The sequence below is a fragment of the Burkholderia cepacia genome, from assembly GCF_001718835.1.
GTDB classification, from domain to species: Bacteria; Pseudomonadota; Gammaproteobacteria; order Burkholderiales; family Burkholderiaceae; genus Burkholderia; species Burkholderia cepacia_F.
In genome coordinates, this window is the sequence record NZ_CP013444.1 from 2,551,646 (window position 1) to 2,563,605 (window position 11,960).

At 67.4% G+C, this 11,960-nt stretch carries 14 protein-coding genes; 10 read left to right on the forward strand and 4 right to left on the reverse strand.

The features are described 5' to 3' along the window. Nucleotides 1-44: 44 nt before the first annotated feature. From WT26_RS31185 to WT26_RS31200, 4 genes are all read left to right on the forward strand, one after another. On the forward strand, nucleotides 45-587 hold the full coding sequence (locus WT26_RS31185; protein WP_069271541.1) for a hypothetical protein: 543 nt from the start codon (nucleotides 45-47) through the stop codon (nucleotides 585-587). Next, a complete protein-coding gene (locus tag WT26_RS31190; protein ID WP_059772215.1) occupies nucleotides 584-1,204 on the forward strand; it encodes a hypothetical protein in 621 nt (206 codons plus the stop codon). Before WT26_RS31185 ends, WT26_RS31190 begins: the two co-directional genes overlap by 4 nt. A gap of 122 nt (nucleotides 1,205-1,326) precedes the next feature. Then, nucleotides 1,327-1,944, forward strand: coding sequence for a hypothetical protein (locus tag WT26_RS31195; protein WP_042588349.1), 618 nt, complete (start codon nucleotides 1,327-1,329; stop codon nucleotides 1,942-1,944). Nucleotides 1,945-2,009: 65 nt separating this feature from the next. Beyond that, the gene (locus WT26_RS31200) at nucleotides 2,010-2,627 is read left to right on the forward strand and encodes a hypothetical protein (RefSeq protein WP_059534699.1); all 618 of its coding nucleotides are present in this window, start codon (nucleotides 2,010-2,012) and stop codon (nucleotides 2,625-2,627) included. Between the two features lie 118 nt (nucleotides 2,628-2,745). Here the strand turns inward: WT26_RS31200 and WT26_RS31205 are convergent, their stop codons facing one another. Beyond that, a complete protein-coding gene (locus WT26_RS31205) occupies nucleotides 2,746-3,633 on the reverse strand; it encodes a DMT family transporter (protein WP_069274742.1) in 888 nt (295 codons plus the stop codon). A gap of 126 nt (nucleotides 3,634-3,759) precedes the next feature. On the opposite strand from WT26_RS31205, the gene WT26_RS31210 reads away from it, so the two are divergent. Further along, nucleotides 3,760-5,244, forward strand: coding sequence for a PLP-dependent aminotransferase family protein (locus WT26_RS31210; protein ID WP_069274743.1), 1,485 nt, complete (start codon nucleotides 3,760-3,762; stop codon nucleotides 5,242-5,244). On the opposite strand, the gene WT26_RS31215 is transcribed toward WT26_RS31210, so the two are convergent. The 3 genes from WT26_RS31215 to WT26_RS31225 form a co-directional block, all read right to left on the reverse strand. After that, the gene (locus WT26_RS31215) at nucleotides 5,239-5,598 is read right to left on the reverse strand and encodes a glyoxalase superfamily protein (RefSeq protein ID WP_042588352.1); all 360 of its coding nucleotides are present in this window, start codon (nucleotides 5,596-5,598) and stop codon (nucleotides 5,239-5,241) included. The two genes, WT26_RS31210 and WT26_RS31215, sit on opposite strands and share 6 nt — an antisense overlap. A gap of 79 nt (nucleotides 5,599-5,677) precedes the next feature. Then, nucleotides 5,678-7,111 carry a nicotinate phosphoribosyltransferase gene (locus tag WT26_RS31220; protein ID WP_069274744.1) on the reverse strand — a complete coding sequence of 478 codons (1,434 nt, stop codon included), beginning with the start codon at nucleotides 7,109-7,111 and terminating at the stop codon, nucleotides 5,678-5,680. A 74-nt stretch (nucleotides 7,112-7,185) separates the two neighbouring features. After that, nucleotides 7,186-8,226 carry a bifunctional nicotinamide-nucleotide adenylyltransferase/Nudix hydroxylase gene (locus WT26_RS31225; protein WP_059728964.1) on the reverse strand — a complete coding sequence of 347 codons (1,041 nt, stop codon included), beginning with the start codon at nucleotides 8,224-8,226 and terminating at the stop codon, nucleotides 7,186-7,188. Nucleotides 8,227-8,411: 185 nt separating this feature from the next. On the opposite strand from WT26_RS31225, the gene WT26_RS31230 reads away from it, so the two are divergent. The 5 genes from WT26_RS31230 to murI all read left to right on the forward strand — a co-directional run bounded on the left by WT26_RS31230 (nucleotide 8,412) and on the right by murI (nucleotide 11,960). Further along, nucleotides 8,412-8,864 carry a type II toxin-antitoxin system RatA family toxin gene (locus tag WT26_RS31230; protein ID WP_069274745.1) on the forward strand — a complete coding sequence of 151 codons (453 nt, stop codon included), beginning with the start codon at nucleotides 8,412-8,414 and terminating at the stop codon, nucleotides 8,862-8,864. 71 nt (nucleotides 8,865-8,935) lie between these two features. After that, the gene (locus WT26_RS31235) at nucleotides 8,936-9,727 is read left to right on the forward strand and encodes a lysozyme inhibitor LprI family protein (RefSeq protein WP_069274746.1); all 792 of its coding nucleotides are present in this window, start codon (nucleotides 8,936-8,938) and stop codon (nucleotides 9,725-9,727) included. 209 nt (nucleotides 9,728-9,936) lie between these two features. Further along, on the forward strand, nucleotides 9,937-10,692 hold the full coding sequence (locus tag WT26_RS31240; protein ID WP_069274747.1) for an N-acetylmuramoyl-L-alanine amidase family protein: 756 nt from the start codon (nucleotides 9,937-9,939) through the stop codon (nucleotides 10,690-10,692). Nucleotides 10,693-10,742: 50 nt separating this feature from the next. Beyond that, entirely contained in the window at nucleotides 10,743-11,132 is a 390-nt protein-coding gene (locus tag WT26_RS31245; protein WP_069275208.1) for a lysozyme inhibitor LprI family protein, read from the forward strand. A gap of 6 nt (nucleotides 11,133-11,138) precedes the next feature. Beyond that, nucleotides 11,139-11,960 (forward strand): glutamate racemase, encoded by an 822-nt coding sequence (gene murI / locus WT26_RS31250; protein ID WP_069271544.1) that lies wholly within the window; start codon nucleotides 11,139-11,141, stop codon nucleotides 11,958-11,960.

Below are 11,960 nucleotides of genomic sequence, written 5' to 3' on the forward strand. Positions count from 1 at the left end.
CCGCTTCCACGAACCTCGCACGATTCACACGACAAGGACCCGTCATGTTTTCTTCGCTGATCGCCCAATGGGAAAGCGCGAACCTCGGCGCGCTCGAGCTGTTCGGCAAGGTCGTCGCGCAGACGACCGGCGCCGGCAGCGCGACCCGCGGTCCCGCGTGGCGCGCGTTCGCGCACACCGCGCTGCTGACCGGACATCACTATCTCGACGCCTGCCAGGCCGCCACCAACACGCTGTGGCGCGACCAGGTCGAGCGCTTCGGGTTGAAGCAATCCGCCGCCGCGGTCAAGGAGCTGGCCGCGCTGAATGCCGACCTCGCGACGCGCTTCATGCAGAGCCATCTGCAGCACGCGGGCGCGCTCGCCGACGCCGCCGCGCAATGCGTCGACGATCTCGGCCGCACGCGCGGCCCCGGCGACGCCGCGATGGCGCTCGGGCGCTTCGCCGGCGACCTGCACGCGCAGACCCGCGCGCACGCGCTGCACGTGTCGTCGCTGACCGCGGGCATCGCGCCGGCCCTCGCGCAATGGGCCGACCGCAACCTGCGCGACGACCCCGACGCGGGCGCGACGGAGCACACGTCATGAACATCCGGCTCCGGTTCATCAACCGCTCGAACGATTGCGGCAACAGCGAGGTGGTGCTGTTCCAGCGCGACGTGATGCCCGATTTCGACGAACTCGCGATCGCGTGGAAGGTGATCCGCTATTGCGGGCGCGACTGCTTCCATCCTTTCGAGTACGCGACCGACATCGAGGTCGCGCTCGGCGACGAGCACGGCAACTTCTCGCCGCGCGTCGCCGCGCCGGCGGGCGCGCGCTTCGCGATCGACCCGCTGCCGAGCGGCCGCGGTCGGCTCGCACCGGACACCGCGGACGCCGCGGGCGGCGACGTCGAAGTCGTGAACCGCCTGACGCGCGGCGCGGTGAACGTCAACGCGTTCTGCGCGGGCCGGCTGATCGCCGCGAAGCACGCGGTCGCGCCGGGCCAGAAGGCCGTGTTCCGCTTCACGCCCGCGCTGTGGATCGCCGTCGCGTCGCAGGTGCAGGAAAGCCACGCGCTGGACGCCGCGGTGCTGTCGAGCGCCAACACGCTGCTGCCGCTCGCGGGCGTCGCCGCCGCGGACATCGTGATGACGGGCGGCGGCACTGGCGCCGATGCCCAGCCGTTCGGCTTCGCGCTCGAGCAGGTCGAGCGGCGGTAGCGTCCGGCGCGTTTTTTCTGCGATCCGTTTTTTGCCTGGTTTGACGGCCTGGCTTCCTGGCCAGGCCGGTGGGAAGGTGCGCGGCAAACCGATTGCCGTCTTTCAACTCAAGGAGCAACGACGTGGATATTCAACTGAACCTGATCAACCGCTCGAACGATGCGAACAACTCCAGCATCGTGATTTTCCAGAAGAACGTCGCGACCGATTTCGACGAGCTCGCGATCGCGTGGAAGGTGATCCGCAACTGTGGACAGGGCGACAACCATCCGTTCAAGTTCCCGATGACGATGAGCGTGAGCGCGAGCGACGCCTACGGCAACCACATGCCGCAGCAGAGCGCGGCCAACGGCCAGGTGTTCCAGGTCGTGCGCTCCAGCTCGGGCGACGTGCTGCAGCTCGGCGGCGACCCGGGCGCGAGCAGCGAGGTGCAGGTCCGCAACGACCTGCCGGCGGGCGCGGTGAACGCGACGATCTACAAGGACGGCAGCGCGCTCGCGCGCAAGACGTCGATCGCGCCGGGCCAGAAGGCGGTGTTCCAGTTCAAGCCGACGCTGTGGATCGGCGTCGCGTCGCAGATCGAGCAGGGCGCGCTGATGAACTCGGCGGTGATCTCCGACATCAACACGGAACTGTCGCTGCTCGGCATCGCGAGCGCCGACATCGTGATGACCGGCGGCGGCCCGGGCCCGCGCTCGCAGCCGTTCACGTTCCGCCTCGAAAACGTCGTGATGGCGTAACACCCGACGCGCGCCGGCGGGCTCCGCCGGCCGCTTTCAATCAGGCATCCGAATCAAGGTGACTCATGGACATCAAGCTCAATTTCGTCAATCTGTCGAACGACGTCAACAACAGCCAGGTGGTGATCTTCCAGAAGAACGTGTCGACCGACTTCGACGAGCTCGCGATCGCGTGGAAGGTGATCACGAACTGCGGGCGCGGCGACAATCATCCGTTCGTCTTTCCGCTGCTGACGACCGTTTCCGCGAGCGACGCGGACGGCAACTACATGCCGCAGAAGCGCGCGGACAACGGTCAGCTGTTCAGCGTGTCGCGCTCGACGTCGGGCAACGTGCTGGCGCTCGCCGGCCCGGCGCCGACGTCGCGCGAGATCCAGCTGCGCAATGACCTGCGCCAGGGCGCGATCACCGCGTCGGTCTTCAAGGACAGCCGCCTGCTCGCGCGCAAGACCGGCATCGTGCCGGGGCAGAAGGCGGTGTTCGAGTTCAAGCCGACGCTGTGGATCGGCACCGCGTCGCAGATCGAGCAAGGTGCGGTGATGAACTCGGCGGTGATCTCCGACATCAACACCGAGCTGTCGCTGCTCGGCATCAAGAGCGCCGACATCGTGATGACGGGCGGCGGCGGCGGCACGACGGCGACGTCGTACCAGTTCAAGCTCGCGAACGTCGTGATGGGCTGAGCCTGGCCGGCGCCGGCGGGACGGCGCTGGCCATCGCACTGAGCTTGGCGTTCATGGTCGACGGCGATGCGGAGGTCGAACGCGCGTACGAAGCGTGGAAGGCGGAGCGACGCTTGCGTCACCCCGCCCGCCGCACCGGCATCCCCCGCGAGAAATACTTCGCCCCGGCCACGCACCCGACGACGATCGCGGTCACTGCGATCATCGACGGCGGTACCGTCTCGTGCAGCAGCCCGGCCGCCAGCAGCAGGCCGAAGAACGGCTGCAGCAGTTGCAACTGGCCGACACCCGCGATCCCGCCGAGCGCGAGCCCGCGATACCAGAACACGAAGCCGATCAGCATGCTGAACAGCGACACGTACGCGAGCCCCCACAACGCGGCGGCATCGACACCGTCGAACGACACGGGCGAGGTGAGCCACGTGAGCGGCAGCATCAGCGGCAGCGACAGCACGAGCGCCCACGAGATCACCTGCCACCCGCCGAGCTGGCGCGACAGGCGCGCGCCTTCCGCGTAGCCCAGCCCGCATGCGACGATCGCGGCCAGCATCAGCGCATCGCCGACCACCGATGCCTGGCCGCCGTTGCGCAACGCAAACGCGGCCACCGCACCGCTGCCGACGATCGAGAAGATCCAGAACGGCAGCCGCGGCCGCTCGCCGCCGCGCCACACACCGAACAGCGCGGTCGCGAGCGGCAGCAGCCCGACGAACACGATCGCGTGCGCGGACGTCACGTGCTTCAGCGCGAGCGCCGTCAGCAACGGAAAGCCGACGACGACCCCGAGCGCGACGATGGCCAGCGACACGGCCTCGGCTCGGGTCGGCCGCCGCTGCTTCAGCACGACGAGCAGCAGCAGGCCGAGCGCGCCGGCGATCGTCGCGCGCGCGAACGTGAGGAACAGCGGGTCGAGCCCCTGCACCGCGATACGCGTCGCGGGCAGCGAGCCGCTGAAGATGATCACGCCCAGCAGGCCGCTGAGCCATCCGTCGGTCGTCTTTTGCACGGGAAATCCTGAACGTGGAAAGTGGATCACCGATGATCCGCCGCCCGCGAAAAGTGCGTAAGCTACAGCGCAATACAATTTCGACAAACTGTACTGGACAACCGTCCGTACAGTTCATTCTTCGCCATGAACCGTTCCGCCCCGTCTCCCGTTCCGCCCGCGCCGTCGCGCACGCGCGTGGAAACCGTGATGGACACCTTGCGCGCGCGGATCGCGAGCCGCGCGCTGATGCCCGGTGCGCGCGTACCGTCGATCCGGATGATGGCCGACGGGCTGGGCATGTCGAAATCGACCGTCGTCGATGCATACGAGCGGCTCGCGAGCGAAGGCGTGCTCGTCGCGCGGCGCGGCTCGGGCTTCTACGTGTCGGGGCACGCGCCGCCGCTCGCGCTCGCCGATCTCGGCCCGCGTCTCGATCGCGAGCTCGACCCGCTGTGGCTGTCGCGCCAGTCGCTCGAGGCTGCGCCGACGACCGTGAAGCCCGGCTGCGGATGGCTGCCGCCGTCGTGGCTGCCGGACGAGAGCCTGCGCCGCGCGCTGCGCGCCGTGTCGCGCGACGAATCCGACGCGCTGACCGATTACGCGACGCCGCTCGGCCTGCCCGCGCTGCGCCAGCAGCTCGCATGGCGGCTCGCGCAGCACGGCGTCCATGCGGAACCCGCGCAGATCATGCTGACCGACGGCGGCACGCATGCGCTCGATCTCGTGTGCCGCCTGCTGCTGGAGCCGGGCGACACGGTCGTGCTCGACGATCCGTGCTACTTCAACTTCCAGGCGCTGCTGCGCGCGCATCGCGCGCGGATCGTCAGCGTCCCGTACACGCCGAACGGGCCCGATCTCGCGCGCTTCGAGCAGGTGCTGGCCGAGCACCGGCCGCGCCTGTACATCACCAACGCGGCGCTGCACAACCCGACCGGCGCGACGCTCGCGCCGCCCGTCGCGCACCGCCTGCTGACGCTCGCGGCCGAGCACGGCCTGCTGATCGTCGAGGACGACATCTTCGCGGATTTCGAGAGCACGCCCGCGCCGCGCCTCGCGGCCTTCGACGGGCTGTCGCGCGTCGTGTCGATCGGCAGCTTCTCGAAGACGCTGTCGGCCGCCGTTCGCTGCGGCTACGTCGCCGCGCGCCCGGAATGGATCGAGGCGCTCATCGACCTGAAGCTCGCGACGTCGTTCGGCCATGCGCAGATCGGCGCGAACGTCGTGCACCGGCTGCTCGTCGACGGCACGTACCGGCGCCATCTCGACAGCCTGCGCGCGCGTCTCGCGGATGCAATGGGCGAGACGATCCGGCGCCTCGCGCGCGCGGGCCTCCGGATCTGGACGGAGCCGCGCGGCGGCCTGTTCGTGTGGGCGGAGTTGCCCGACGGGCTCGACGCCGCGCGTGTCGCACGCCATGCGCTCGATCACGATGTGGTGCTCGCGCCTGGCAACGTGTTCAGTGCGTCGCACGGCGCGACCTCGTTCATGCGCTTCAACGTGTCGCGCTGCAAGGGGCCGGCGGTGTTCGATGCGCTGGCGCGGGCGATGGAGGCGGCGCGGCGCGATGAAGGCACGGCGGCGCCGAAAGTTGACGCGCGCGCCAGTGCGCGCGCGACCGGTGACCTATGACAGCTCGCAGAAACGGAGCCGGTTCCCGAACGGATCGGTGATCTGCATCTGCCGGCCCCAGTCGAGCGTCTCGACGCCGGGCCGCGCGTACGTGTAGTTCTTCTCGAGCAGTTCCCGATGCAGCGCGTCGATGTCGCTGACCGGCACGAAGGTCGCCGAGCCGGGCGTGCTGTCGCCGTGGTGCTCGCTCAAATGCAGCACCACCGAATCGCGCTTGATCTGCGCGTAAAGCGGCAGCCCCGGTTCGAAGCGATGCTCCCAGTCGAGCGTGAATCCGAGGTAGTCCAGATAGAAGCAGTACGCCTTCTCGATCGAGAAGATGCGCAGGATGGGAATCGCGTGAAGCAACGGCATCGTTCGGGCCTCGTGACGGAGTGGACGGGACGGTGGCGGGGGTGGACATGATAACGCGCCGGCCGCCCCGCCCCTCACCTCACACCTCCCCCGCGTGCGCCCTCGCCCGCACGTCGGCCAGCGACACATCGACCAGCAACCGCCCCGTATCGAACACCGTCTCGAGCGCATCGTCCCATTCGCTTTCGACCGCACGATCATCCCACGCAACCGGCAGCGTCGTCGTCCGATACTCGCCGGTGCGGTAATTGCGCAGCAGCGTGAGCCGCCCCTTCTTCGAGCGCTTGCCCTGATCGGTGACCGGATCCTTGCGAACGTCGTGCCACTCGCCGCCGCGCCGGATCGCCGAGCACTTCATCGCGAAGCGCTGCGTATCGCGGTTCACCTGCTGCAGCAACGCGCCGCCCATGCCGAACACCACGTTGCCGGCCGCGTAACCCGAGTCGTCGAGCGCGGCCAGGATCGCCTCGATCGAATTCGCGTCGACACCATCGCCCTGGATCACGCGCACGCGGTTCAGCACACGCCGCCCCTTGCCGTTCACGGTCGAGCCGAACGACGCGTCCAACGCGCGCACGGTCTGCATCACGATCTTCACGGGGTCGCCCGAATCGGGACGCACGACCAGCGTCGCGCCCGACTCGAGCACGGCCTGCCGAAGCTCGCCGCCCCACAGGTCGAGTGCGGCGAACAGATCGTAGGAGTCCGACACGACCGACACGATCGCGCCGGGCAAACCGAAGCGCGCAATCATGTTCCGGTACGCGTCGACCTCGCCTTCGCGCCCCCACGACGTGATCGTGCTGTGTTCGGCCGCCGGCACCGAATACGCGGCCATCGGCTCGCGATAGAAGCGGTTCGCGGCCAGCACGCCGAGCACCGTGTCCGAGCCCATGAAGTTCACGAGGTGCGCCGCGCCGCCGATCGCGGCCGACTCCGCGCTCGATACGCCGCGCGCGCCGAAGTCGTGCAGCTTGAACGGCAGTTGCGCGAGATCGTCGTCGGTCTTTTCGAGGAAGCGGCGGATCGTCTGCCGCAGGTGCCAGCTGCGCGTCGCGACCGTCACCGGATACCAGACGCGCAGCAGCATCGTCTCGAGATACGACGCGAGCCAGAACACCTGCGGATCGTCGCATTCGACCGTCATCAGCACGTTGTGCACCGGCACGACCGAACCCTCCGGCACCGCACGGATCTTCACCGGCAGATAACCGTCGTAGCGTTCGACGATATGACGCCAGCCCGCTTCGTTGAACGGTTCGCCGTGCACCGTGAAGAAATCGCGCGCCTCGTCGATCATCGTGTGCGTGATCGGCTTGCACAGATATTCCTTCAGCAGCATCTGCAGACCGAAGAACACCGTGCGGTCGTAGCGGCCGCCACGCGATTCGACGTACGCGAACATCGCCTGCGCGTCGGGCGGATATTGCAGGAAGTGGGAAGCCTTGTACGAATCCGTGTTGAGGATCGGATTGGCGAGAACCGCGGCAAAGCCGCCGGGATCGTTTTGCATGGCTAGAGCTCCTCTAGGCCGTTGAAGTGCCGCCGCGTCTGTCGCGGCGGACCGGAATGCGGGGAATCAGCGGATCACAGCTTCCCCAGGAAGTGATACGCGATGTCGAAGTGATCCTCGAACATCACGTTGCGCATCTGCGCGAATTCGTTCAGCGGCACCCAGCGCGCCTTGTCGGCGTCGTCGCTGCCCTTCACGCGCGGCAGCTCGCCAGTCGGGAAATTGAACAGGCACGCGTGCGTGATCGTGCGGCCGCGCAACGAGCGCGTCGGGTGATCGAACACCTGGCGATCCTTGATCGAGCCGCGCAGCACGGGTTCCGGCAGCTTCAGGCCGGTCTCCTCGCGCAGCTCGCGGATGCAGGCCGCGTCGAGCCGCTCGTCCTGGTTCACGAACCCGCCCGGTAGCGCCCACAGGCCGCGGCCCGGTTCGCTGCGGCGGCGCACCAGCAGGATATGGCCCGAGTGCACGACCACCGCGTCGACCGTCACGAACGTGACCGGATACGGGGCGGCCGCCCACGCCTTGCGATACGCGGCGATGAATTCGGCTTCCGACTTCAGCTGCGCGAATTCCGGCTGCGTGCGGAAACGCTCGAGCCAGCCGAACACGGGTTCCGGCACGGCCCACTGCACGAAGCTGTTGGGGCGTTCGGCGAAATACTGGTCGCGGATCTCGGTGGCGGAAATGTCTTCCGTCGCGTCGACATCGACGAGCTCCCATTGCGGGAACATCCGCAGGTAATACGACGTGGCGTCCTTCTCGTGGCCGATCAGCCCGACCTTGCGCTGTGCGATATCACCGAGCGCGGACGCGACGGCGTCTTGCACCCAGCGCACCCAGTCGCCGTCGTTGTAGGTCGAATCCTGCAACGGCGCGATCGTCACGCGGTCGCGCTCGGACGCGTCGAGCAGCGAAGCCAGCATCTGGCGGCGCTCGTCGAACGAGAACGGATCCTTGATGGTGCGGGGCTTGTCGGTCGACCCGATCAGCACGCACACGCGCTCGGCCCGGCTCAGTGCCGACTTCAGCACGTTCAGGTGACCACGATGCGGAGGCTGGAAACGACCAATGAAAACGAGCGCGTCGAAGCGCCGGTTCTGTTGCGTACTCATGAGGCTCCCTCAAGAGATTGAAACGCTTCGGGTCTTTCCCGAAGGCATGGAACGGATCGTAGGCCTTTTTTTGAGATGCGTCAATCGAACCCATGCTCGACTTGACGATGCCTGACGGAAATCGCGAGACTGGCGCGCTACACTCGTTCGACTCCATCCCAACCTGCGCGGACGCGCCCCCTATCATGAGGATCTCAGTCAGCCGGACCGTCGGCGTCGATCGCAGGCGCCTCTTCACGTGGTCGCAGGATTACGCGCGGCGGCTCGTGTGGGACAGCTTCCTCACCGATGCCTATCTGCTCGACGGCATGACGGCCGACGTCGGCGTCGACGCGTTCTGCCGCAGCCAGTCGGGCGCGACGATGGTGTCGCGCTACATCTCGTACCGTCCGCCGCAGGTCGCGGCCGTCGAAATGGTCGACGGGCCGAAAGTGCTCGAACGCTTCAGCGGCAGCTGGAACTTCACCGAGCACACGCCCGGCACGACCGAGGTGAAATTCACGTACCACTTCCGCGCCCAGCCGGCCTGGCTGCGCTGGCTGCTCGAACCGCTGATCGGCGCGTTCTATCTCGTGCAGACGCGCCGGCGTCTCGATTCGTTCAAGCGCTGGGCCGAAGCGGAGGCCGCGCCGCGTTGACAGGGGCGGAAACCGGCCGGACACTTCAACGCCATCCGGTTCGCCGATTTCCCCATGACGAGGACGAGTACGTGTTCAGCTTCCGTTATCTTTATCTCGCGGTTGCCGCGATGAGCTTCACGCTTTCCGCGCATGCCGCCGGCATCGACTGTTCCGCCTCGAAGACGCGCACCGAGCACCTGATCTGCGCCGACGAGGCACTCATGTCGGCCGACAGCGCACTGGCGAGCGCCTACGATGCAACCGTCGACGCCGCCGCCGACCCGCGCGCGGTGATCCTGTCGCAGCGCGCGTGGCTCAAGCAGCGCGATGCGTGCGCCGATGCCGCCTGCATCGCCGCCGCATACCGCGACCGCACGGCGGCGCTGAAGCAGGTGAAACACGCAGGCTGGAAAACCTATCGCGACCCGGCGCTCGGCATCTCGTTCGAATACCTCGCGAACCGGCAGGTGAAAAAGCCGTGCCCGGAAGGCGGCAGCGACCCTTGCGTCGCGATCGTCGGCCGCAACATGACGAACAGCAACTATTTCATCGCATTCGAGATCGTCGACGGCGCGCTGGAGCCGGTCGCGGAAAAGGAAGCGGGATTCGTGAAGCAGGACGACGGCAAATGGATGTCGACGTTCGGCCGCGGCACGCCCCAGGAAGTCGAGCGCTTCACGGGCCCGGGCTGGCGCGGCATGAGCGCGACGATCATGTGCCGCATCAGCGATCCGAAAACCGGCTTTTATTCGGCAGCCGGCGAATGCTACTGGGCCGTGCTGAGCAACGGCCAGCGCTCGGCCGTCGCGGGGACGCAGGGCTTCGTCGGCACCGACGACGCGACGCTGCACAGCGTGTCGACGTTCCGGTTCGACCGCTGACGGGAACGGAAGGGCGACGCGGCGCGTGCTCGCGCAACGCGCGCCGCCGCATGTTTTACAACCCGCTTTCAGCCGGGCTTGCACCCGCGGTTTTGTCATTGCGGCGCCGCCGCCACCCGCTATAATCGCGCGACATTCCGACTGCATCATGCAGGCCGACGGCCGCGCGCCGCTTCGTCGAGCGCAGCCGCATTCACGCGACAACAACAATGACGAACCGAACCATCCGACGCCTTCGCCCGTTCGCGCGTGCCGCCGCGCGCGTGCTCGCCTGCGCGGCCCTGCTCGGCATGCCGCTCGCGCTGCGCGCCGCAGACGCCGCGCCGGCCGCCAGCGCACACGCTCCGTACATCGTGATCGACACCGGCCATACGCCGGCTCACCCGGGCTCCACCGGCGCGAGCGGCCGCGTCGAATACCTGTACAACCTCGATCTGTCGAGCGCCGTTGCCAAGCGGTTGAGCGACGACGGCGCCCGCGTGCTGCGCACGTCGGCCGACGGCCGCGAGATCGCGCTCGACCAGCGTTCGACGCAGGCGCCCGACGCAAACCTGTTCGTGTCGATCCATCACGACTCGATGCAGCAGCAGTTCATCGACGCCGGCCGGCAGCGCGAATTCCGCGGCTTCTCGGTGTTCGTGTCGGAACGCAATCCGCATTACGAACAGAGCCTGCGTTGCGCGAAGGCGATCGCCGAGCGGCTGGTCGCGGCCGGCGAACGGCCGTCGCTGTATCACGCGCAGCCGATCCGCGGCGAGAACCGCCCGCTGATCGACCCGCCACTCGGCATCCACCGCTTCGACGATCTCGTCGTGCTGCGTACCGCACCGATTCCGGCCGTGCTCGTCGAGGCCGGCGTGATCGTCAACCCGGACGAAGAGAAGCGGCTCGCGCAGCACGACACGATCCAGCGCCTGTCCGCTGCGATCGCGGGCGGGATCGACGCGTGCACCGCGTCCGAATGACGACGCGGCGCACGTGCGTCATCGGCTTTTACCCAGTCAGGAGCATCACCATGAAAAAGAAGAATCTGCTCGCAGCCTGCGCACTGCTCGCGCTTGCCGTTCCGTTCGCCGCGCACGCGGCCGGCTGCGGGAAACCGCGCAGCGCGTTCGACCAGGTGTACTGCACCAGCACGCAGTTCTCTCAGTCCGATCGCGACCTGAACGACGAATACGGCCGCCTGCGCAAGCAGCTGAGCGGCGACCAGCAGGCCGCGCTGAAGGCCGGCCAGCTCGCGTGGCTGAAGCAGCGCGACGACAAGTGCAGCACCACGCGCGACGACGGGTATTACGTGAACCTCGAATGCGCGAACGACATGACGCAGTCGCGGCTGTCGTTCCTGCGCGAGCGCGATCGCGAGTGTTCGAGCACCGGGTGCGTGGCGTCGAAGATCGGGCAGTAACGCTTCATGCACAACGGCGTCGCCCCCATCGGCGTATTCGATTCGGGCCTGGGCGGATTGTCGGTCGTCGAGGCGATCCGTCAGCGCCTTCCGGGCGAAGCCATCCTGTATATCGCGGACTCCAGGTATGCACCCTATGGCGAAAAGTCCGATACGTTCATCAGGGCGCGCAGCCAGGCACTCACGGATTGGCTGGTACAGCACGGCGCGAAAATGCTGGTGATTGCATGCAATACGGCAACGACGCACGCAATCGCGCATCTCCGAAGTCAGTTCGCGATCCCGATCATCGGCGTGGAGCCCGGGATCAAGCCCGCCGTGCAGGCGTCGGTTTCAAAAGTCGTCGGCGTGCTCGCGACTGCCGCAACGCTGCGCAGCCAACGATTGCAGGCGCTGCTGGCAGAGAACGATCACGCGTGCCGCTTCGTGTGTCAGGCAGGGCATGGCCTCGTGGAAAGCATCGAACAAGGCGAAGCCACGGGATCGGCCGTCGAGTCGCTGCTCGAAGCGTACCTGACGCCGATGATCGACGAAGGCGCGGATACGCTCGTGCTGGGCTCGACGCATTACGCGTTGCTCATGCCGAGCATTCGAAGGATCTTCGGTTCACGGTTCCGCCTGATCGAGACCGCGACCGCAATCGCGCGGCGGGTCGAGCATCAGCTTGCCGAGTTCCGGCTGCGCAACGATGCGAATCCCGCCAACGCTCCGCTGCAATTGTGCTCGACCGCGACATCGGCAGAGCAACGGGCGCCTTTGGCCAGACTCGCTCAGGGACTTGCGCTGGCCGGACATCGGGTGGCCGCCATCGACATCGAGACGAGCTGA

What these genes read in the sequence shown, in the direction of transcription:
- murI (WP_069271544.1), top strand. Translation starts at nt 11,139, where the DNA reads ATGCACAACGGCGTCGCCCCCATCGGCGTATTCGATTCGGGCCTGGGC.
- WT26_RS31200 (WP_059534699.1), top strand. Translation starts at nt 2,010, where the DNA reads ATGGACATCAAGCTCAATTTCGTCAATCTGTCGAACGACGTCAACAAC.
- WT26_RS31240 (WP_069274747.1), top strand. Translation starts at nt 9,937, where the DNA reads ATGACGAACCGAACCATCCGACGCCTTCGCCCGTTCGCGCGTGCCGCC.
- WT26_RS31185 (WP_069271541.1), top strand. Translation starts at nt 45, where the DNA reads ATGTTTTCTTCGCTGATCGCCCAATGGGAAAGCGCGAACCTCGGCGCG.
- WT26_RS31215 (WP_042588352.1), bottom strand. Translation starts at nt 5,598, where the DNA reads ATGCCGTTGCTTCACGCGATTCCCATCCTGCGCATCTTCTCGATCGAG.
- WT26_RS31220 (WP_069274744.1), bottom strand. Translation starts at nt 7,111, where the DNA reads ATGCAAAACGATCCCGGCGGCTTTGCCGCGGTTCTCGCCAATCCGATC.
- WT26_RS31190 (WP_059772215.1), top strand. Translation starts at nt 584, where the DNA reads ATGAACATCCGGCTCCGGTTCATCAACCGCTCGAACGATTGCGGCAAC.
- WT26_RS31230 (WP_069274745.1), top strand. Translation starts at nt 8,412, where the DNA reads ATGAGGATCTCAGTCAGCCGGACCGTCGGCGTCGATCGCAGGCGCCTC.
- WT26_RS31245 (WP_069275208.1), top strand. Translation starts at nt 10,743, where the DNA reads ATGAAAAAGAAGAATCTGCTCGCAGCCTGCGCACTGCTCGCGCTTGCC.
- WT26_RS31210 (WP_069274743.1), top strand. Translation starts at nt 3,760, where the DNA reads ATGAACCGTTCCGCCCCGTCTCCCGTTCCGCCCGCGCCGTCGCGCACG.
- WT26_RS31225 (WP_059728964.1), bottom strand. Translation starts at nt 8,226, where the DNA reads ATGAGTACGCAACAGAACCGGCGCTTCGACGCGCTCGTTTTCATTGGT.